Below are 20,060 nucleotides of genomic sequence, written 5' to 3'. Positions count from 1 at the left end.
CTGCCGTTGATTCCTTCGTCAAGAGCGTTAGTTGTCTTGATCCAGACGGTTTCGTCAGTTAGCGTCCCCGCTATGAGCGGTCAGAGGGTTCACCGGCGGCTTCTCAGCGTCGCTGCGGCCACAGTGTCGATCACCGTCGGAGCACTGGCTCTGGCGGGATGCAGCGACGATTCCGGGGAGGCGACGGCCAAGGGGCGCGACCTGACCGCGCTTCAATGCCCGATGGTGGAGACCGAGCAGAACGGGCTCAACCAGTACACGCCCGCGAAGAACGCCTTCGATACGGCGGAGCTGCTCGGCTTGGAGCTCGCTGAGGCGCGCGAGAAGGCGGCCCGTCACAACTGCGAGATCATCGTTTCCCGCGAAGACGACAAGAGCCGGCCCGTGCCGATAGAGATCGACCCGACGAGGATCTACGTCTACATCGCGCATGGCGTCGTCAGCCAAATAGAGGGGGTCGGTGGCGGTCTCTAAGGTCGGCGACCCGATGCGACTTCTCACCAGGGCTTCCGTGATCGCCGCCGGCCGGCGATCACGGTGGGTCGTGATCGCCGTGTGGCTCGCGCTCGCGATGCTCGCGGTGCCGCTACAGGCCAAACTCAGCGAGCGTGCCGCCGACGAGAGCGAGACCTTCCTCGTCCGGGGATCGGAGTCGGCGGCGGTCAAGCGGATCATCGACGAGCGGTTCCGGCGCGGCAGCGAGACGGCGGCGGTGATCGCCTACTTCCGCGAGAGCGGGATCACCGCGGACGACGGACGGCGCGCCGACACCGACGCCCTCGCGCTGTGCCGGTCCGGCGCGATCCCGAACTTGACGATGGTCGCCACCCCGTACCAACGCGCGTGCGGCGAGACCGATCCGCTCGACATGAGCTCGGGCGGTTCGCTGCTCACCTCACCCGACGACACCGTCATCCTGAGCACGGTCCTGATGACCGATGACTCGACGCCCAACGTTGAGCAGGCGGTCGCGGCGATCCGCGAGGTGGTCCCGCCGGCCACCGGCGACAAGAGCGGATTGAGGGCCTTCGTGACCGGCCGTGCCGGCTTCGAGGCCGATCGGCAAGCCGCGTTCGGAGGGATCAACGGAACCCTTTTGGCGGTCACTGTCGCCGTACTGCTGCTCCTGCTGCTCGTGACCTACCGCTCGCCGCTGGTCGCTCTGGTGCCGCTGGCCGTCGTCGCCCTCGCCTATCTGGTCACCTCCGGCCTCGCCTACGGCCTTGTCGCCGCCGGCCTCACCGAGGTCAGCGGCCAGACGACCTCGATCCTGGTCGTGCTGATGTTCGGTGCGGGCACCGACTACTGTCTGTTGATCGTGGCGCGGTTTCGCGACGAGCTGCGCCGGACGCGGGACGCCGAGGAGGCGATGGTCGCCGCCGCCCAGCGCACCGCCCCAGCGATTCTCTCCGCCGGAGCAATCGTCGCCGGCACGATGATGGTCCTCGCCCTTGCCGACTTCAACGCCACACGCGAAATGGGCCCGATCCTCGCCCTCGGTGTCGCGATCATGGTCTGTGCCGGCCTGACGCTCCTGCCCGCCGTGCTCATCGCCCTCGGGCGACGGGCGTTCTGGCCCGCGGTTCCCCGCCTCGAGCCCGAGTCCGCAGCCGCGGTCACGTTCTGGGGGCGCGTCGCGGGCCTCGTTCACGCACGCCCGGGAGTGATCGCCGCGGCGGTCACCGCCGTCCTCGCTGCGGGCGCGCTGGCCGGCATCGGCGCGCGTCCTGCGCTCGACTTCTCCGAGTCCTTCCGCGAGGCGCCGGACTCGGTCCGCGGCCAGCAGGTGATCCGCGACCACTTCATCCCCGGCCGGTCGGCACCGCTTCGCATCGTCGTGGCCGCCGAGGTAGGCGGGAAGGTCCAGAGCGCTCTCACCGAAGGCACGCACACACCGGTCGCCGACATGCACGCGGTGGCCAGATCGGTCGGGGCGGACGGAGACTCTCCGGGGGCGGAGGCGCAAGGCGAGCGAAGTTCGGCGAAGGACTTGCTCATCTTCGATGCGGACCTGCGAATGGATCCGTTCTCAGAGCAGTCCACCGACGCCGTCCCGGCGCTGCGCGAGGTCGCCGAGCGCGCGGCCGGCGGCCAGACCGTCCTGATCGGCGGGACCGTGGCCGAAAACTACGATGCCCGCCAGGCACTCGGCCGTGACACCAGGCTGATCGTCCCGGTCAGCCTTGCCCTGATCCTCGTCGTCCTCGCTGTGCTCCTGCGCGCGGTGGTGATGCCGCTCTACGTGATCGCGACCGTGATCCTCTCCTTCGGCTTCGCCCTCGGCGTCGGTTCCCTCATCTTCACCCACCTCCTGGGCCAGCCGGCCTCAGACCCGAATCTGCCGATATACGCGTTCATCTTCCTCGTCGCCCTGGGCGTCGACTACAACGTGTTTCTCCTCAGCCGGATCAGCGAGCGGCGTCGGCAGCAGGAAACCCGCCGTGCGGTGACGGAGGCCCTTGAGCGAACCGGTGGCGTGATCACCTCCGCCGGCCTCGTGCTCGCCGCCACCTTCGCCACTTTGATGGTGATTCCGATGGAGGCGCTGTTTCAGATCGGCTTTGTGGTCACCCTGGGCCTGCTCGCCGACACCTTCCTCGTCCGGGCCCTGCTCGTCCCCGCTCTCGCGACGATGCTCGGCGAGCGGAACTGGTGGCCGTTCAAGCAGACCGCTACCCCGGACTGACGTCGCCGGTGCCGTGACCCAGGCGCTGCGAGATCCACCAGCGCACGGCCGCGGCGGCGGTCTGCGGCGGCACCTGGTGCCCGCCGCGGAACTCCTCGTACGTCACCTCGTAACCGCTCTCCCTCAGCTCGGGCACGAGGCGCCTGCTGCATTCGTCGATCGGCAGCACACGGTCGGAGACGCCGTGCGAGACGAAGATCCGGGGTCGGCCGTGCCGGATCATCGGCGCCATGAACCCCGGGGAGAACGCGAGCACGGCCTGGAACAGGTCGCCGTTGGCCAGTCCCAGCGACAGCGCGTAGGAGGCGCCGTCGGAGAATCCGGCCACGGCCACCTCGCCGACGGCGACGGCCGTGCGGGAGAACGCCTCCTCCAGCGCGGCGTCGATCCTGGAGACGTCCGCGCCGTAACCGCCGACGATGACGTCCCAGGTGGCGGAGACGGCCTGCGGCGCGAGCAGCAGCACGCCGAGATCCGACGCCTGCGGGAGCAACCACTCCAGCGCCTGCTCCGCCGTGCCGCCCGCGCCGTGCAGCACGACGGCGAGCGGTAACGGCCCGGCCGCCCCGGCGGGCGGCACGGACAACAGGGCGCGCCCGTCCAGGCGGTGCACCCCCGGCTCGGGAGAGGACGCCGTCCGTGCGACGGCCACGGGGCGGGCGGACAACCGGCCGTGCCGCACGCCCTCCTCGGGCCCCGGATGGGGCCGGCTCCGCTCCGGCGTGCCCATCGGCCTCACCCCCCGCCCAGGGTCTACCCCTCCTGCCCGCGGGTCACCGCGGATACGGCCCGGCTTCAGCCGCGCGCCGCGGCGATCACCTCCGCGACCAGCGCGGGCGAGGTGACCCGGCGGACGTACTCGGGCTGGCGCAGCTCCCCGCCCATGAAGGGATACGGATTGCGGTGGACGGCCGGGCTGGGCTCGTCGACCAGGGCGGCGAAGTGGACCTCCCTGGCCCCGGTCGTCTCGACCACCCGGCTCACGTTGCGCGGGGTGATGCCGCCTCCCGGCATGACGACCAGCCGGTCGCCCGCCCGCCGCACCAGTTCGGCGATCAGCGGCGCGCCCTCCAGGGCCGAGCTGTCCTGGCCGGAGGTGAGCACCCGGTCGATTCCCAGGCCGGCCAGCGTCTCCAGCGCGGCGAACGGGTCGGCCGTCATGTCGAAGGCCCGGTGGAAGGTGACCGAGAGCCCGCCGGCGGCGTCGATCAGCCGCTTGGCCACCTCGGTGTCCACCTCCCCCGCCGGGGTGAGCACGCCGATCACGACGCCCTGCGCCCCGGCGTCCCGCACCGCCGCCACGTCGCGGACCATGGCCCCGACCTCGTGCTCGTCGTAGACGAAGTCGCCGCCGCGCGGCCGGATGATCACGTGGACCCGGATCGCCGACACCGCCGCGAGCGTGGCCTCGACCGTGCCCAGGGTGGGCGTCAGGCCGCCCTCGAAGAGCGCGGAGCACAGCTCCACGCGGTGCGCGCCGGCGCGCTCGGCGGCCAGTGCCCCGGCCGTGCTGTCGATGCAGATCTCGTACGTCAGGCTCATGTCTCCCCCTCGGAAAGCTGCCGCTCAGAAAACAGCCGCTCAGAAAACAGCACTGATCTCGCCGACCGGGACTCCCCCGCCCAGCACGGGGACGGTCGTGAACTCGGCCGCCGCAGAGACGTCCGCGCCGGCGGCCCGCAGCGCCGCGAGCGCGATCGCGGTCGTCGCCCGGGGCCCGCCGTCGATCGCCTTGACGGCCGCCGCGTGCCCGGAGGCGAGCGCCACGACCAGCACCCCCTCGGCGCCGCCCTTCACCACGGCCCCGGGCATTGCCCGCATCAGGCGGGTGTTCACGTGGCCGGTCCCGCCGACGTACTCCGGGTGCGCGCGCATGGCGTCGGCGACCGCGCGCGGCGGCGTCCCCTGCGCGGACACGACCATGGCACGAACCGCGCGGGCCAGACCCGTCAGCGAGATCCCGAACAGCGGGGCGCCGCAGCCGTCGACGGCGACGTGGGCGGCCTTCTCCCCCGACAGCTCCTCCACCACCGCCCTCACCCGTTCCTGCACGAAGTGGCCGGGGTCGAGGTAGGTGGCGGTGGGCGCGCCCGCGGCCACGGCGGCGGCGAGCATCGCGGCGTGCTTGCCCGAGCAGTTCATCCGCTCCCGCGACGGCCCGAGGCCCGCCCGGACCAGGGCCTGCCGGGCGGCTTCGTCCTCCGGCCAGTCCAGTGGGCAGCCCAGGTCGCCGAAGCCGAGCCCGGCCTCGGCGAGCATCCCGGCCACGAGCCGCACGTGGAAGTCCTCCCCCGTGTGGCTGCCCGCGGCGATCGCGAGCGCGGGGCCCTGCAGGTGGGCCCCGGCGAGCAGGCAGGCGAGGGCCTGGAACGGCTTGGCCGACGAGCGCGGCAGCACCGGCGCGTGCACCGGGCCGCGCGCGACGGCGACCTCGCCGCCCGCCGACAGCGCGACCGCGCTGCCGAAGTGCACGCTCTCCACGAAACCGGACCGCACGACCTCCGCGAGCGGGGCGTATTCAGCGAGGGACACGAGTGATCTTCCTCCTGCGCGCGCCGCCCCTGCCCGCAACGGAGCGGTCGAGGGAACGGGCGAGCGCGGACAGCGACGCGTTGACCACGAGGTAGACCAGCGCGACGACGATGTACGTCTGGATGAGCAGGCCGTTGTAGTTGGCCAGGACCTTGCCGCTGTAGAGCAGCTCGGCGTAGCTGACGACGAAGCCGAGCGAGGTGTCCTTCAGAAGGCCGACCGACTGGCTGACGATCGAGGGCAGCACCCGGCGGGCCGCCTGCGGCAGCACGACCAGGCGCATCGACTGCCCGTGGGTGAGCCCGAGGGCCAGGGCGGCCTCTCCCTGCCCCCGCTCCACGGACATGATCCCGGCCCGGAAGACCTCGGCGAACAGCGCCGCGTTGGACACGGCCAGCGGCGCCACGAGCTTCCAGAACAGCGGCAGGTCCAGGCCGTACCTCGGCAGCGCGAACAGCACGAGGTAGACCAGCAGCAGCGCCGGGATCGTCCGCACGGCCTCGACGTACGCCGCGGACGGCAGGCGGACCGCCCGGCGCCGCGACAGCCGTCCGAGCGCGAGCGCGATCCCGGCCGCCATCGCGAGCGCGGCGGACACGACGGCGGCCAGCGCCGTGGACCACAGCCCGCCGAGCAGGTAGCGCCACATCGGCCAGGTCGCGTACGGCTGCCAGCGCTCGGCGGCGAGCTGCCCGTTGGCGGCGAACTGGCGCACGGCCAGGGCCACCAGGGCGAGCAGCACCAGCACGCCCGCGACGGTGGCGAGGCGGATGCGGCGGCGGGCGCGCGGGCCCGGCTCGTCGAACAGCAGGTTGCTCATCGCGCCACCGCCAGCCGCCGTTCGAGCCGCCCGGTCACGAACCCGGCGCAGGCGGCGATCGCGGCGTACGCCAGGCCCGCCCCCACGAAGATCGGGATCGGCTGTGCCTCCAGAAGGTTCACCCGGTTGGCGGCGGCGGTCAGCTCGACCACGCCGACGGCCGCCGCGAGCGAGGTGTTCATCGTGAGCGCGATGAAGATGTTGCCGATCGGCTGCACGACCGTGCGCAGCGCCTGCGGCAGCACGACGTGGCGCAGCGACTGGCCGAACGTCAGCCCCAGCGCCCGGGCGGCCTCGCCCTGACCCGAGGAGATCGCGTTGACGCCCGAGCGGAGGGCCTCGGCGATGTAGGCGCCCTCGTACAGCGCGATCACCACGACGGCCGTGGTGGTCAGGCCGGCCTTGAGCCCGATCTCGGGCAGGCCGAAGACCGCGAGCACGAGCAGCACGAGCAGCGGGAGGTTCTGCAGGGTCTCGACGTAGACCGTCGCGACCGCGCGCAGGACCGGGACCGGCCCGACCCGCATCGCCACGATCACGAGCCCCACGACCGCCGCGCCGGCGAACGACGCCACGGTCATCTGGAGGGTCACGACCAGCCCCTGCCAGAACTCGGGCAGGTGATCAAGCAGCGCCGACATCAGGAACCCGGCACCGACCCGATCTCGGGCGGCGTGGGAGCCTCGCCCTGCACGACCGTGCCGAGGGAGTTCTTCCAGATGTCCTGCCAGACGCCGTTCGCCTGGATCTTCTTCAGCCAGTCGTTGACGAACGACTTGAACTGGTCGTCGGCGTGCTTGAGGCCGATGCCGTACGGGTCCTGGGTGAACGGCTTGGTCACGACCTGCAGCTCGGGGTCCTTCTTGGCATCGGCGACCAGCAGCGTCTCGTCCTGCACGTAGGCCACGCCGCGGTCCTGCTTGAGCGCCTGGACGCACTCGGGGTCGCCGCCGAAGGTGATGATCTTCGCCTGCGGCGCGAGCTTCTTGATCTCGGGAATCGCCGGCGTGTTGGCCCCGGCGATGACGGTCTTGCCGTTCAGGTCCTGCGGCGAGGAGATCCCCGTCGTGCCCTTCTTGACCGCGATGGACAGGCCCGAGGAGTAGTACGGCCCGGCGAAGGAGACCTGCTCGGCCCGCTCCGGCGTGATCGTGTAGGTCTGGAAGACCACGTCGACGGTGCCGTTGCTCAGCAGCGCCTCACGGGTCTCGGACGCCGCGTTGACGATCTTCACCTTCGGCTGCCCGATGATGTACTTGGCCAGAGCCTTGCCGAGGTCGGCGTCGAAGCCCTCCACCTCGCCGGTGGCGGGGTTCTGCTGGGACAGCAGCGGCGCGTCGAGCGAGCCGCCGACGATCAGCTCGCCGCGCTGCTTGATCTTCTCCATCGTCGAGCCGGGCAGGATGTCCGCGGCGGCGGCCACCGGAGCCTTGGCGAGCACGCCGCTCCCGCCGCCCTCGCTCGGGGCCGCGCCTGGCACGGCGGAGCTCGCCGAGTCCGTCCCGGCACAGGCCGTCAGGCCGGCCATCGCCACGGCGGCGACAGCGGCCACCCGCTTAATGGACACCATCGGGGTCCACCATCCTTTGCGATCAGTGCGTGAGTACCTTGGCCAGGAAGTCCCTGGCCCGATCGGTTCGAGGCGAGTCGAAGAAGGCGTTCGGCTCCCCCGTCTCGACGATCCGGCCGCCGTCCATGAACACCACGCGGTCGGCCGCGCGGCGCGCGAACCCCATCTCGTGGGTGACGACGACCATGGTCATGCCGTCGGCGGCCAGGCCCGTCATCACGTCGAGGACCTCGCCGACCATCTCCGGGTCGAGCGCCGAAGTGGGCTCGTCGAAGAGCATGGCCTTGGGCCGCATGGCGAGCGCGCGGGCGATGGCCGCGCGCTGCTGCTGCCCGCCCGACAGCCGCGCGGGCTGCTTGCCGGCCTGCTCGGCGATGCCGACCCTGGCCAGCAGCTCGTGGGCGGTCCGCTCGGCCTCGGCGCGGCTCACGCCGCGCACCTTCATCGGCGCGAGCATCACGTTCTCCAGCACGGTCTTGTGCTGGAAGAGGTTGAAGTTCTGGAAGACCATCCCCACGTCGGCCCGCAGCCGGGCCAGCGCGCGGCCCTCCGCGGGCACGGGCACCCCGTCCACGAGGATCTCGCCCGAGTCCGCCGCCTCCAGCCGGTTGAGGCACCGGCACAGCGTCGACTTGCCGGACCCGGAGGGGCCGATCACCACCACGACCTCGCCGCGCGCCACGTCGAGATCGACGTCGTGCAGCACGTGGTGCTCACCGAACCACTTGTTGAGGCCTCGTACCCGAATCATCGCCATCTTCCTTCGAAATCGAAGTTATGGCGGACCGTAATGGATGATTCTGGTCGAAGTCAACGCGTTGGCGCACTAAGTCACGTCGTGGTATCTCTTACCTCCATGCCAGGTAAAGAGAGGTTGCCGGTGCGGGGGGCGCAGGGCGACCTCCTGCGCCTCGTCGCCGCCGGCCACGCCGAGTCGCGGGCGGAACTCGCCCGCCTGTCCGGCCTGGCGGCCTCCAGCGTCTCGCTGCGCGTCGAAGAACTGATCGGCAGCGGGCTGCTGGTGGAGGAGGGCGCGGGCACCTCCCGCGGCGGCCGGCGGCCACGCCGGCTGCGGCTCAGCCCCAGCGCGGGACTGCTCGCGGTCGCCGATCTGGGCGCCCACCACGCGCGCCTCGGCCTCCTCGACCTCAGCGGCACCCCGCTGGTGGTCGAGGAGCGCCCCTGCGAGATCGCGGACGGCCCCGAGGCGACCATCGACTGGATGGCCGGCGCGTTCGAGGACCTGCTGGCCGCGCACGGCCCGCCCGGGGTCCCGCTGCGCGGGGTCGGCACGGGCATCCCAGGGCCGGTGGACCCCGGGACCGGCCGGGTCGTCGCACCCTCGCGCATGCCCGGCTGGAACAACTTCCCCGTAGCGGAGCGCCTCGGCGCGCACTTCGACCTGCCGGTGCTCGTGGAGAACGACGCCAACCTCATGGCGGCCGGGGAGGCCAGGTCGTGGCCGAAGTGCGAGACGCTGATGGTGCTCAAGGCCGGCAGCGGCATCGGGTGCGGTGTGATCGTGAACGGCACGCTCCACCGGGGGCGGGGCGCGGCCGGGGACATCAGCCACGTGCGGGTCAGGAGCGACTCGTCGGTCACCTGCTCCTGCGGCCACGACGACTGCCTTGAGGCCTACGCCAGCGGCGCGGCCCTCATGAGCGTGCTCAACGAGCAGGGCATCGAGGTGCGGCGGCCGGCCGACGTCGTCGCCATGGTGGAGGACGGGGTGCCCGAGGCCACCGCCCTCGTCCGCAACGCCGGCCGGCTCATCGGCGAGGTGCTGACCGTGCTGGTCAACTTCATCAACCCCGACGCGATCGTGGTCGGGGGCAGCCTGTCGCCGGCCGAGCCGCTGATCGCGTCGATCCGCGCGGCCGTGTACGAGCGGTGCCTGCCGCTGGCCACCCGCGACCTGGAGATCTCCACCACGCGGTCGGGGCCCGACGCCGCCCTGCTCGGTGCCGGATCCCTGCTGCTCGACGCCGTGCTCGCCTGAACACCGACCCTGAACGGACAGCCGTACGTGACCCGCTACTGCCTCTTCGACCTCGACGGCACTCTGACCGACCCCGAGACCGGCATCGTCGCGTCGCTGCGGCACGCCCTGTCCGCCGTCGGGATCGCGGAGGCGGAGCACGAGCGGCTCCGCGCCATGATCGGCCCTCCCCTTCCGGAGGGACTCCTCCTGCTCGGCGTGCCGCCGGAGCGTCTGGACGAGGCGATCCACGCGTACCGCGAGCGCTACACCGACAGGATGTACGAGAACGAGGTCATCGAGGGAATCCCCGCCGTGCTGGAGGCGCTCGTCGCCGACGGCTGGACCCTGGCGGTGGCGACCTCGAAGCCGGCCGTCTACGCGGAGAAGATCCTGGTGCACTTCGGGCTCGACGGCTTCTTCGCGTACGTGGCCGGGGCGACGCTCGACGGGTCACGACGGCACAAGGCGGACGTCGTCCGGCACGCGCTCGACGTCCTCGGCGCCCCGCCCGAGGCGGCCGTCATGATCGGCGACCGCGGGGAGGACGTCGCCGGCGCGGCCGCCTGCCGAGTGCGGAGCATCGCCGTCACCTGGGGGTTCGGCGACGTGGCCGACTTCGCCGATCCCGGCCTCATCGCCGTGGTGGACACTCCCGCACGCCTTCTCGAGGCGCTGTCCCAGACAGCCGCGGCCACCCCTCCGACGAGCTGAACGACGAGGATGAACCCAGCGTACCTGGCTGGGAGATGCCGGAATGAACAGGACGTTTTCCGGTTTGGCGGTGCCATAGGCGCGCCGCGGGGTGAAGTCCCTGTCGGGCATTAGAGACCTTTGATGGTAAGGGTTATATGGCCTCACCTCGGCGTGAGCTGGCAGCCGGTCGTCACTGTGCTACATGGGGTGCATGAGGTATTCCGATGGCGCGGCTTGACCGCCGAGCAGCGATTACGCCGCAAGCGGGTGCGGATGCAACCAGCCGACCGCCTCGCCGAAGGCGCCAGTGACGCCCAGATCGCGCAGGAGTTTCGCGTCTCGCGGATGTCGGCAAACCAATGGCGGCGAACCCCACGGCCTGAAACGAGTTAACGAGCAGGGTCGCACTGATGATCACACCGGAGATTCTTGCGAAGGACCTGACAGTTATCTAATATTCAGCCAGCATCTGCGCTATGGAGAAGCCCATGGAGGACAGCACTCTATCCGCGCTCGGCCTTGATGCCTTAAGCCAAGGTATTCGGTTCTTGTTCGAACAGGCAACTATAGCTCTGGGTAGACGCCGCGAGCGGAAGGACGAGGAGCGGACAGCCTCAGAGCCTGCGCCACTGGCGGGTGAACTAGAGCCGCTTGTCGCCGACGAGCCAACTCTGCACAGCCGTCACAAGCAAATTGAGACACTGATCGACGCCCTTCGGGACTACGCCGAAGGCTCCCGGGCTATCGCTATCGATCCTGAACTGCTCAAGAATACCGCTGCCCTTCGAGAGCACCTTGAAGCGATCTACGGACAGCGATTCACTATTGCAGGTGAAGCCCGCCCCGAGTCGGGCCCCCTGACGATACAAGAAATAAAAATTAAAAGAGTCGGCGTCGGAGCGGAGGCCATTGCAATCGAAGCGGACGAAATATTAGAAGGAAAGGTGCAGACCAAAGTTGAAATCGAAGACATAGAAGGCACGTTCAAGGGGCAAAAATTCGGGCGCATAGGAAGATGACGACACTTGGATTCCGACGCCTTATTTGAGTCGGCTATAGCTGACTATCTTGCTGATCATTTTGTTGATAGGACATGGCTTGTCGAGCGGATAGAACAGCACTTCGCGAATCCGGAAAACCGGTACATCCTCGTTACTGGAGGTCCTGGGACAGGTAAGAGCACCTTGGTTGCAGGGCTGACGCGGCGACATAGAATGTCGCCGCGTTATTTCATTCGCGGGAAAGATGTTAATACACTCATAGGTAGCGATGCCTGGACCATGCTCTTGACATTCGGATACCAGTTAATGGTCCTAGATCCTCGACTGATGCAGTCTTCCACCTTATCTTCGGTGCTACTGACTGTAGGACGGGTGAGGCCAGAAGGATCTGTCACACTATATGACATTCAAGAACTTTTCGCATCGCCTTTCTCTCGCATAGCTCTTGAGGGTTACGCAAACATAACAGACCTTGGTGGTGAGTTTATTGGCTTCAAGATAAATCGTATGGCAACCGAGTCCAGGGTGATTGATGTAGGAAATCTAGAGCAACTCGCCCTGCTTGAGCCGGCGAAGAGGCTCGCCACCCTAGAGCCCAATATCCAGCTGGTAGTTCTGATTGACGCTATCGACGAGTTGCGTTATCGCTGGAGCCGCCGAAGTGCCGCGGACGTTCTCGCCTGGCTGGAAGATTGTCCCGAACTTCCCTCCAACATGCGATTCCTGATTACATCGCGATCTGATGATGCGCTGTTGGAGGTGTTCCGGCGACGCCATGAGAGATCATTAGCCGAGATATCTCTTGACGTGGCAGCCGAAGAGCTTTCCGAACTTGATGCGAGCGATGATATTCGCCGGTATCTGAGTGATGTTCTTGCGGAGAAACACATTGCTGACCGGCTGTCGGATCCTTCCCTTGCCTACTGGGTTGCCGTTCGCGCTGCCGGTAACTTCCTTTATGCGACCTTATGGGCTCGCGCGGTGCGACAGGCAATCACCCAACGCGATGATGATCTCCTGTCTAGTCTAACGAACATATCCGGACTCCCCGATGGTCTACATGGCATCTATGACTACTTTATGATCCTTATCAGAGAATTAGTGAGGAGAAGGCATGGTCACTGGTCTAGCTGGGCAAGTGAATGGCAGGAGCTCTATTTTCCTGTTCTTTCCATACTTGCCGTGGCGCGAGATCACCTCTCTGTTGATAATTTACGGGACCTCTCAGGCATTCACGGCAGGTTGGACCTAGTTCTCTCGGACCTTTCTCCATTTCTACTTCGGAGTCCCAGCGGTGTACGCCTTTGGCATGAGAGCATGGCTGAATTCCTGACTACTTTCCAGGAGGGTGATTGGCCTGTGGATCCGGTGGCTAGTCACTTCACGATGGCCCAGCGCTTGATCAGCAGATATGGTGACGACTGGTCTCGATGCGATGACGAGTACGCTCTTGCGCACACTGCAATTCACCTTGTCGAATCCGCCGCCGGAACCACCGGTTCTGTTCATGAGCAGGCCGTTGGCCTATTATTAGAATTACTTGGCAACGCAGACTTCGGCACAGTCAAGGCCAGAAGACTAGGCATTGATAGAATTTTAGCGGACTACATAGCCGCAGAACAGCTATTCAAAATCAACCACTCGGATCAGGCGCCGTCCCTTATTGACGGACTCGCGATTGTGGTAGCCAAATACGCCGAATGGGATACCCAAAATGTCCCGGATGTACTCCATGCAATCCTTGGCTACCGCCAGGGCGCCGACGAACTCAACGTCCAGCTACTGACACGCCTACGTGATACTGATTTTCTCGCAGGGTTCGTGCCTGACGAACAAATGCGTGGCACTCTTCTAATTGGTCTCGCTCACGGTCTCGCCACTCGCATGCGACGAACCGGAAAGTCGGAATCCATAGGGGATGCATATCAACTACTTCAATGGGCAGCAGACACCGTGCATACGCTTACCGGAAATACAACAGTTGCGCGCCGACTATCTAGTATCTATTACGATTTGGCCTATATAGACTATCTGCGTGGAAATTGTGTCGAAGCAGCCGCGCTGTTCCAGCTGAGCATTGCAGCGGCCGTCGCTGCGGGTAATTCCATAGGGGCCATGACTACCCGCATTGTTTGGATGCGCATGGAGGTTATGTTGGATCAAAGCAGAGCGGACGAGTTTCGTCAATTACTTGACAGCGCGCTGCCGGTTTTCGTCGAGGGACCACATGCTCAGCGGCGATCGATGAACGTTCACGCTCATCAAGTGGAGCTTGCCCATATGATTGATAACCTGGAGCTCGCGATAGAACACCTCAGATTTATCGAAGAGGATTCTTGGCTACGAGCGAATCACCGAGAGGATCTATTGTTAGGGTTCCGGGCCCGCTGTGCCATCCTGCAGCACGAGTGGGATGTCGCGCGACGACACCTTGCCAGACTATTGCAGGAAGAGTTGCACGAAACGCCCTCTGGTCGCGAGGAGTTGTCGCGAGACCTGTTCGACTATGGTCGTGCCTTGCTGGGGACAGGTGACCCTGAGGGGGCACGGAAGGTTTGGGAGTTGGGGCTGCGTACTCCAGATTACGCTGCCAACTGGTACTGGAAACCACTGATCCAAAAGGCGATTGATCAGCTTGACCATCTACCTTGAGCTCAGTCGACGTGTTTGCCACTTCGCAGCGGCGCTGCGCCCTTGCGTAACAAGCTAACCGATTCGGCTACTCGCTTCAGTCCAGGAATATGCCCGAACACGCTTGTGGATGCCGTCGGAAACTTTGGCAGGCAGTTCCCGTGTTCACCGTGGTTCGCTCGACGGAGGCGCCCTGCCGTGCCCCTGCAGCCTCGCCGGGCACCGGCGTGCACCAGTGGCAACGCCGTGGGAAACGCAATGTCTGAGGTTACGGCCACTGCTCGTCCTTTCACGGCAACAGCCTTCTCGTCGCGTTCGGCGGCGCGGCGACAAGGGACCTGCCAGCTCCAGCCCAGCCGATGCAGCAGATAACACACCCCGCCCACGGTGTAACTCACGTGGAACAGGCGCCTGACCACCTCGGCGATTCGGGCCAGGGTCCAGCGCCGGTCGTACCAGCCGTAGGCAATCGGTCCTTTCCGAAGGGCCTGCTCCAGGCGGATGAGCTGGGCGTCGTCGCGCTAGCACGCCGCCCCGCCTGTTCCTTCGGAGGCAGGGGCCTCGCGTCCGCCGCCACCGGTTGGCCGACATCTGCGAGACCCGAAACTCCTGCGCGATCTTGGCATCACTCGCGCCTTCGGCGGAGCGGTCGGCTGCTTGCATCCGTATCTGCTCGCTACGTAATCACTGCTCGGCGGTCAAGCCACCGCCATCGGGATACCTCATGCACCTCAGGTAGCACCGCGACGACCGGCTGCCGGCTCACGACGAGGTCAGGCCATATAACCCTCACCTTGAAGGTCTCTAACGGTATCGAACACCCTTTAAGGGCGCTCAGCGGGCCGTGATGCACGAATACGCCCCTGTGCGTTGGGCGTTCGGAACGCGGCACGGCCTTCCGCCAGCGTACGGGGCGATATTGCCTTGACGTGATCGGGAGGGTTATGGCTACATCACTGTCGTGATCATCGCTTTCCTTCGGAAACTTCCCAGTCGTTCCAGCACATCCGAATCAGGAATTCATGAGCGCTCGTCGCCCCGCGAACAGAGCGGCAGATTCCATAAGTCATCAATCACCCGGCTGCTGGCCTGCCTCGCAACCGCTCTGGCGGTGACAGCCGGCCTTTTTGTCGTGCAAACACCGGCTGCCTCGGCCGCCGACATCACGACCGACCTGGGCATCACGGGCGGCGGTGACGTGGTGGCGGGAGGAGGCAGGGCCTTCATCGCCGGGAACGACCAACTTCTCGTCGTCAACGCCAACGGCACGTTCAACACCGCTGTCGGCGGCCTGTCCGCGCGGAGCCTTGCCATCACGCCGGACGGCACACGGCTGTATGCGGCACTACGCGATCCGAACTGGATCATGGAGCTCGACACCGCCACTCTCGACACCACCCGGGAGATCAGCCTGGCCGAATACCCATGCCCGACGAACTTGGCACTGTCGGGCAGATGGCTCTGGGTGGGATACGGGTGCGACCAATGGGATGGCGGTGTCGTCGGCATCGACTTGTCGTCCGGATACCGATCACGACTGATCCGGGTGGCGGCGACCTATGCCAGCCCCAAGGTCGCCGCCGCCGGAAATACTCTGGTGGTCGGCGACTCAGGGCTCTCCCCGGCAAACCTGACGGTGTACGACGTGAACCCGTTCCGGGTGACCCAGCGCGGCATCATCGACGGCCACGACTACCACACGGGCTTCCTGGGAGACCTCGCCATCACACCGGACGGCTCGACGATCATCGCGGCATTCCCCGATTCGGACGAATACGTCTCCTGGGACACGACCAGCCTCCAGAAGGTCCGCGCCTACGGCCCGGATCCGTCCTCCGGCTTCTACTCCCCGGTCGTCGCGGTCAGCCCGGACGGAACTCGCGTCGCGGCCGGACGTGGGACCGAGTCCGGACTAGGCGTGACCCTGTACGACAGCGCGACGGCGGCCCCGGTCTACACCGGCACCCTCACGGATCATGGCGGTCTGATGGACCTGCGGAGTCTCACTTTCTCAAATGACGACCTCTTCGCGGTATGGAGAGACCTGGACAGCGACCACCTGCACCTGTGGCGGCTGGAAACCGGCACGCTCCCGGCATCCACGTTGACCCTGACGGCTCCGTCCACCGGGACCGGGACCGGGGCCGACATACTCACCCTGACCGGCCGGCTCACGCTGCCCGACGGGTCGGCTCCGGGCGAGCAGCCGCTTTCGGTGACCCGCTACGTGAACGACAGCGCCGCACTCACCCGCGAAGTGACGACCGCGGAGGACGGCACGTTCACCTTCACAGACAGGCCGAGAAGCGCTGGGGTGATCAGATACGACGTGATCTGGAACGGCAGTCCGACCGTGCACTGGAGCACCGCCTCGGCGACCGTCACCTTGGTCAAGGCAGAGTCGTCGATCACCCTGTCCGGACCGGAGACGGGCACCGTCGGCACACAGCTCAAGGTGAGCGGTGTGCTTTTCCAGGGTGGTCAGCCCATGGGTACCACCACCCCGTTGAAAGTCCTACGCACGGTAATCACCAGCGAGGGCACCGTGGTCACCGAGCTGCCGCACCCACGCATGATCATCTTCGACGGAAGATTCACCTTCACGGATACACCCACTGAAGCGGGCGAGTACTCGTATCGCGTTGAGTTCGACGGCGACCGGGCGAGCCTGCCGACGACGGCCACCTTCGACGTGACGGTCGAAGAAGCGGGACAGGGATGACCCGGCTCTGACGGTGCGCGGCGGCCTCGGCCGGTCGAAGACAGGCCGAGGCCGCCGTCTCTGATCTCTAGGCCACCTGGCCGGCCGGGGCGGCGGCCGCGAGCCGTACGGCGTTGGCAGCGGCGTCGTCGATCTCACGCTGGGCGGCGAGGTCGGCCTCCACGCCGGAGCGGTAGGCGTCGATCTCCGCGCGCATCCGGTCGTCGTCCCAGCCGAGGACGGGCGCGATCAGCGCGGCGACCTCGGGGGCCGCCGCGAGCCCGTGGTCCCGCTCCTCGATGAAGACCCGGGTGCGCCGGACCAGGACGTCCTCCAGGTGCAGCGCCCCCTCATGCGTGACCGCGTACACGGCCTCGGCCTTGAGGTAGCCCTCCGCGCCGGGAATCGGCTCGCCCAGGCCGGGATCGGCCTCGACCAGCGCGAGCACCTCCTCGACGCAGGAGCCGTACCGGCCGAGCAGGTGCTCGACGCGCGCGACGGGCAGCCCCGCGCGCCCGGCGAGACGGCGCCTGTTGTTGCGCAGCGCCTCGAACCCGGCGGCCCCGAGGACCGGGACGCGGTCGGTGACCGACGCGGGCACCTTCTGGCCGAGGCCGGCCACCGCGACGTCGACGGCGTCCTTGGCCATCACGCGATAGGTGGTGTACTTGCCGCCCGCGACGATGACCAGGCCGGGCTCGGGCCGGATGACCGCGTGCTCCCTGGACAGTTTGACGGTCGGCGACGACGACCCCGACCCGCTCAGCAGCGGGCGCAGGCCCGCGTAGACGCCTTCGATGTCGTCGTGGGTGAGCGGCGTCCGCAGCACGGCGTTGACGTGCTCCAGGATGTAGTCGATGTCGGCCCGGGTGGGGGCCGGCTCGACCTTGTCCAGGTCCCAGGGGGTGTCGGTGGTGCCGACGATCCAGTGCGGGCCCCAGGGGATGACGAACAGCACGCTCTTCTCCGTGCGCAGGATCAGCCCGGTGTCGAGCCGGATCCGCTCCCTCGGCACGACGAGGTGCACGCCCTTCGACGCCTGGACCGTCACCGACCCTCCAGAGCCCGGGGAGCCCCCCGCGAGCCGCTGGATCTCGTCGGTCCACACGCCGGTGGCGTTGATCACCTGACGGGCTCTGACCCGCAGCTCGGTGCCGCCCTCCAGGTCGCGCACCACCGCGCCGGTGACCCGTGCCCCTCCGTCCGGCAACTCGTCGCGCAGGAACCCGGTGACCTTCGTGCGGGTGGTGACGCAGGCGCCGTACTGCACGGCCGTGCGGGCCACCGTCATCGTGAAGCGGGCGTCGTCGACCTGGGCGTCGTAGTACTTGATCGCCCCGACGAGCGCGTCGCTGCGCAGGCCGGGGGCCTCCCGCAGGGCCCGGCTGTGGCTGAGCTGGCGGTGCCGCGGCAGCACACGGGCGCCGCCGAGCGTGTCGTAGAGCAGCACGCCCGCGCCGACGTAGCCGCGCTCCCACACGCGGTGACGCAGCGGGAACAGGAACGGCACCGGACGCACCAGGTGCGGGGCCAGCCGGGTCACCAGCAGGCCCCGCTCCCTGAGCGCCTCCCGCACCAGCCGGAAGTCGAGCTGCTCCAGGTAGCGCAGCCCGCCGTGGATCAGCTTGCTCGACCGGCTCGAGGTGCCGGCCGCGAGGTCACGGGCCTCCACCAGCGCGACGGACAGGCCACGCGAGACCGCGTCGAGCGCGACCCCGGCGCCGACCACCCCGCCGCCGACGACCAGGACGTCGAACTCGTCCTCGGCCAGCCTCCGCAGCGCCGCCTCCCGAGCGCGGGGACCCATGGGTACAGACATATCGGTGTTGACTCCCTCGTTCTTGTCAGCCGGCCCTGTTCTGTCGGCCGGCTCAGTCGACGTCGACCCAGTCGAGCGTCCGCTGGACGGCCTTGCGCCATCCGGCGTAGCCGCGCTCGCGCTGCTCGTCGCTCCAGGTGGGCTCCCAGCGGCGGTCCTCGTGCCAGTTGCGCTTGAGGTCGTCGGTGGACTTCCAGAAGCCGACGGCGAGCCCGGCGGCGTACGCGGCGCCGAGCGCGGTGGTCTCGGCGACCACCGGACGCGACACCGGGACGCCGAGGATGTCGGCCTGCATCTGCATGCACAGCTCGTTGGCCGTCACGCCGCCGTCCACCCGCAGCACGTCGAGGACGACGCCGGAGTCCTGCTCCATCGCGCCGACCACGTCCTTGGTCTGGTAGCAGATCGATTCGAGCGTGGCGCGGGCCAGGTGGGCGTTGGTGTTGTAGCGGGACAGGCCGACGATGGCGCCGCGGGCGTCCGAGCGCCAGTAGGGCGCGAACAGGCCGGAGAACGCGGGCACGAAGTAGACGCCGCCGTTGTCCTCGACCTGCCGGGCGAGCGCCTCGCTCTGCGACGCCCCCGAGATGATCCCGAGCTGGTCGCGCAGCCACTGCACCGCGGAGCCGGTGACCGCGATCGACCCTTCCAGGGCGTACACGGGCTTGGCGGAGCCGAACTGGTAGCAGACCGTGGTGAGCAGGCCGTGCTGGGAGCGTACGAGCTCGGTGCCGGTGTTGAGCAGCAGGAAGTTGCCGGTGCCGTAGGTGTTCTTGGCCGTGCCGGGCTCGAAGCAGACCTGGCCGACGGTCGCGGCCTGCTGGTCGCCGAGGTCGCCCGCGAGGGGGACCTCGCCGCCGAGCGGGCCGCCGGCGCGGGTCACGCCGTACAGGTCGGGGTTGGAGGAGGGCCGGATCTCGGGGAGCATCTGACGGGGCACGCCGAAGAACGACAGCAGCTCGTCGTCCCAGTCGAGCGTCTCCAGGTTCATCAGCATCGTGCGGCTGGCGTTGGTGGGATCGGTGACGTGGACGCCGCCGTCGACGCCGCCCGTCAGGTTCCACAGCAGCCAGGTGTCGGTGTTGCCGAAGATCGCGTCACCGCGCTCGGCGGCCTCACGCACGCCGGGGACGTTCTCCAGGATCCACTGGATCTTGCCGCCCGAGAAGTAGGTGGCGGGCGGCAGGCCGGCCTTGCGCCGGATCACCTCGCCCTTGCCCTCCCGGTCCAGGGCCGAGGCGATGCGGTCGGTGCGGGTGTCCTGCCAGACGATGGCGTTGTAGTAGGGCCGGCCGGTGCGCCGGTCCCAGACGACGGCGGTCTCGCGCTGGTTGGTGATGCCGAGCGCCGCGAGGTCGGAGGCGTGCAGGCCCGCGGTCCGCATCGCGGTCTCGATCACCGCCCGGGTGCGCTCCCAGATCTCGGTCGGGTTGTGCTCGACCCAGCCCGCCTGCGGCAGGATCTGCTGGTGTTCCAGCTGGTGGCGGGCGACCTCGTTGCCGCCGTGATCGAAGATCATGAAACGGGTGCTGGTCGTCCCCTGGTCGACCGCGCCGACGTAGTCTGCCATTCTCGTTGCGCCTCTCGTTTCGGTGAGGTGGACGTTGCTGGTCTCGGCCCCGGGGT

Annotated in this window: 18 protein-coding genes and 1 pseudogene; 8 read left to right on the top strand and 11 right to left on the bottom strand. The window is 67.8% G+C overall.

Annotated features, from left to right (window positions below; genetic code table 11):
• Positions 1-72: 72 nt before the first annotated feature.
• Entirely contained in the window at positions 73-474 is a 402-nt protein-coding gene (locus ACIBK1_RS14850) for a hypothetical protein (protein ID WP_396735147.1), read from the top strand.
• Positions 475-487: 13 nt separating this feature from the next.
• Positions 488-2,686: an MMPL family transporter gene (locus ACIBK1_RS14845; protein WP_396735144.1), complete on the top strand. Its 2,199-nt coding sequence runs from the start codon at positions 488-490 to the stop codon at positions 2,684-2,686.
• Here ACIBK1_RS14845 and ACIBK1_RS14840 read toward each other — a convergent pair.
• The 7 genes from ACIBK1_RS14840 to ACIBK1_RS14810 all read right to left on the bottom strand — a co-directional run bounded on the left by ACIBK1_RS14840 (position 2,673) and on the right by ACIBK1_RS14810 (position 8,359).
• Positions 2,673-3,416, bottom strand: a complete 744-nt coding sequence (locus tag ACIBK1_RS14840) for an alpha/beta hydrolase (RefSeq protein WP_396735141.1) — start codon at positions 3,414-3,416, stop codon at positions 2,673-2,675. The two genes, ACIBK1_RS14845 and ACIBK1_RS14840, sit on opposite strands and share 14 nt — an antisense overlap.
• Positions 3,417-3,481: 65 nt before the next feature.
• Complete coding sequence (locus ACIBK1_RS14835) at positions 3,482-4,228, bottom strand: copper homeostasis protein CutC (RefSeq protein ID WP_396735138.1); 747 nt, start codon at positions 4,226-4,228, stop codon at positions 3,482-3,484.
• A gap of 39 nt (positions 4,229-4,267) precedes the next feature.
• Positions 4,268-5,218: an asparaginase gene (locus tag ACIBK1_RS14830; protein WP_396735135.1), complete on the bottom strand. Its 951-nt coding sequence runs from the start codon at positions 5,216-5,218 to the stop codon at positions 4,268-4,270.
• Entirely contained in the window at positions 5,205-6,038 is an 834-nt protein-coding gene (locus ACIBK1_RS14825) for an amino acid ABC transporter permease (protein WP_036408961.1), read from the bottom strand. The genes ACIBK1_RS14830 and ACIBK1_RS14825 overlap by 14 nt, the downstream gene beginning before the upstream one ends.
• Entirely contained in the window at positions 6,035-6,679 is a 645-nt protein-coding gene (locus ACIBK1_RS14820; protein WP_030511841.1) for an amino acid ABC transporter permease, read from the bottom strand. The genes ACIBK1_RS14825 and ACIBK1_RS14820 overlap by 4 nt, the downstream gene beginning before the upstream one ends.
• Entirely contained in the window at positions 6,679-7,608 is a 930-nt protein-coding gene (locus tag ACIBK1_RS14815; protein WP_030511840.1) for a glutamate ABC transporter substrate-binding protein, read from the bottom strand. Before ACIBK1_RS14815 ends, ACIBK1_RS14820 begins: the two co-directional genes overlap by 1 nt.
• A gap of 22 nt (positions 7,609-7,630) precedes the next feature.
• Positions 7,631-8,359: an amino acid ABC transporter ATP-binding protein gene (locus ACIBK1_RS14810; RefSeq protein ID WP_030511839.1), complete on the bottom strand. Its 729-nt coding sequence runs from the start codon at positions 8,357-8,359 to the stop codon at positions 7,631-7,633.
• Between the two features lie 105 nt (positions 8,360-8,464).
• Between ACIBK1_RS14810 and ACIBK1_RS14805 the strand changes: the two genes are divergently transcribed.
• From ACIBK1_RS14805 to ACIBK1_RS14785, 5 genes are all read left to right on the top strand, one after another.
• Entirely contained in the window at positions 8,465-9,607 is a 1,143-nt protein-coding gene (locus ACIBK1_RS14805) for an ROK family protein (protein ID WP_036408958.1), read from the top strand.
• Positions 9,608-9,634: 27 nt separating this feature from the next.
• The gene (locus tag ACIBK1_RS14800; RefSeq protein WP_396735132.1) at positions 9,635-10,300 is read left to right on the top strand and encodes an HAD hydrolase-like protein; all 666 of its coding nucleotides are present in this window, start codon (positions 9,635-9,637) and stop codon (positions 10,298-10,300) included.
• A gap of 123 nt (positions 10,301-10,423) precedes the next feature.
• Positions 10,424-10,675 carry a helix-turn-helix domain-containing protein gene (locus ACIBK1_RS14795; RefSeq protein WP_396735129.1) on the top strand — a complete coding sequence of 84 codons (252 nt, stop codon included), beginning with the start codon at positions 10,424-10,426 and terminating at the stop codon, positions 10,673-10,675.
• A gap of 83 nt (positions 10,676-10,758) precedes the next feature.
• Complete coding sequence (locus ACIBK1_RS14790; RefSeq protein WP_156081218.1) at positions 10,759-11,301, top strand: hypothetical protein; 543 nt, start codon at positions 10,759-10,761, stop codon at positions 11,299-11,301.
• A gap of 6 nt (positions 11,302-11,307) precedes the next feature.
• Entirely contained in the window at positions 11,308-13,935 is a 2,628-nt protein-coding gene (locus ACIBK1_RS14785) for an ATP-binding protein (protein WP_396735126.1), read from the top strand.
• Positions 13,936-13,937: 2 nt separating this feature from the next.
• Here ACIBK1_RS14785 and ACIBK1_RS14780 read toward each other — a convergent pair whose 3' ends face one another.
• Both ACIBK1_RS14780 and ACIBK1_RS40605 read right to left on the bottom strand, forming a co-directional pair.
• Positions 13,938-14,351 carry a helix-turn-helix domain-containing protein gene (locus ACIBK1_RS14780; protein ID WP_449566885.1) on the bottom strand — a complete coding sequence of 138 codons (414 nt, stop codon included), beginning with the start codon at positions 14,349-14,351 and terminating at the stop codon, positions 13,938-13,940.
• Between the two features lie 139 nt (positions 14,352-14,490).
• Positions 14,491-14,583: pseudogene (locus ACIBK1_RS40605) on the bottom strand (hypothetical protein); the annotation flags it as partial.
• A 292-nt stretch (positions 14,584-14,875) separates the two neighbouring features.
• Here ACIBK1_RS40605 and ACIBK1_RS14770 point away from each other — a divergent pair.
• Positions 14,876-16,636 carry a WD40 repeat domain-containing protein gene (locus ACIBK1_RS14770; protein ID WP_156081216.1) on the top strand — a complete coding sequence of 587 codons (1,761 nt, stop codon included), beginning with the start codon at positions 14,876-14,878 and terminating at the stop codon, positions 16,634-16,636.
• A 67-nt stretch (positions 16,637-16,703) separates the two neighbouring features.
• Here the strand turns inward: ACIBK1_RS14770 and ACIBK1_RS14765 are convergent, their stop codons facing one another.
• Together ACIBK1_RS14765 and glpK are read right to left on the bottom strand one after the other, a co-directional pair.
• Positions 16,704-18,422, bottom strand: coding sequence for a glycerol-3-phosphate dehydrogenase/oxidase (locus ACIBK1_RS14765; protein ID WP_197042917.1), 1,719 nt, complete (start codon positions 18,420-18,422; stop codon positions 16,704-16,706).
• A 64-nt stretch (positions 18,423-18,486) separates the two neighbouring features.
• A complete protein-coding gene (gene glpK, locus ACIBK1_RS14760) occupies positions 18,487-20,004 on the bottom strand; it encodes a glycerol kinase GlpK (RefSeq protein ID WP_030511834.1) in 1,518 nt (505 codons plus the stop codon).
• Positions 20,005-20,060: the final 56 nt, after the last annotated feature.

It is taken from the genome of Microbispora rosea (genome assembly GCF_044460045.1).
Taxonomy (GTDB): Bacteria; Actinomycetota; Actinomycetes; order Streptosporangiales; family Streptosporangiaceae; genus Microbispora; species Microbispora rosea.
The sequence above is the reverse complement of the archived record's forward strand: the minus strand, read 5'-3'. Positions and strand labels throughout refer to the sequence as shown.

Coding starts and splice junctions, on each gene's coding strand:
- ACIBK1_RS14810 (WP_030511839.1), bottom strand. CDS start 8,359: ATGATTCGGGTACGAGGCCTCAACAAGTGGTTCGGTGAGCACCACGTG.
- ACIBK1_RS14825 (WP_036408961.1), bottom strand. CDS start 6,038: ATGAGCAACCTGCTGTTCGACGAGCCGGGCCCGCGCGCCCGCCGCCGC.
- ACIBK1_RS14835 (WP_396735138.1), bottom strand. CDS start 4,228: ATGAGCCTGACGTACGAGATCTGCATCGACAGCACGGCCGGGGCACTG.
- ACIBK1_RS14845 (WP_396735144.1), top strand. CDS start 488: ATGCGACTTCTCACCAGGGCTTCCGTGATCGCCGCCGGCCGGCGATCA.
- ACIBK1_RS14805 (WP_036408958.1), top strand. CDS start 8,465: ATGCCAGGTAAAGAGAGGTTGCCGGTGCGGGGGGCGCAGGGCGACCTC.
- ACIBK1_RS14850 (WP_396735147.1), top strand. CDS start 73: ATGAGCGGTCAGAGGGTTCACCGGCGGCTTCTCAGCGTCGCTGCGGCC.
- ACIBK1_RS14790 (WP_156081218.1), top strand. CDS start 10,759: ATGGAGAAGCCCATGGAGGACAGCACTCTATCCGCGCTCGGCCTTGAT.
- glpK (WP_030511834.1), bottom strand. CDS start 20,004: ATGGCAGACTACGTCGGCGCGGTCGACCAGGGGACGACCAGCACCCGT.
- ACIBK1_RS14765 (WP_197042917.1), bottom strand. CDS start 18,422: ATGGGTCCCCGCGCTCGGGAGGCGGCGCTGCGGAGGCTGGCCGAGGAC.
- ACIBK1_RS14815 (WP_030511840.1), bottom strand. CDS start 7,608: ATGGTGTCCATTAAGCGGGTGGCCGCTGTCGCCGCCGTGGCGATGGCC.
- ACIBK1_RS14795 (WP_396735129.1), top strand. CDS start 10,424: ATGGTAAGGGTTATATGGCCTCACCTCGGCGTGAGCTGGCAGCCGGTC.
- ACIBK1_RS14820 (WP_030511841.1), bottom strand. CDS start 6,679: ATGTCGGCGCTGCTTGATCACCTGCCCGAGTTCTGGCAGGGGCTGGTC.
- ACIBK1_RS14840 (WP_396735141.1), bottom strand. CDS start 3,416: ATGGGCACGCCGGAGCGGAGCCGGCCCCATCCGGGGCCCGAGGAGGGC.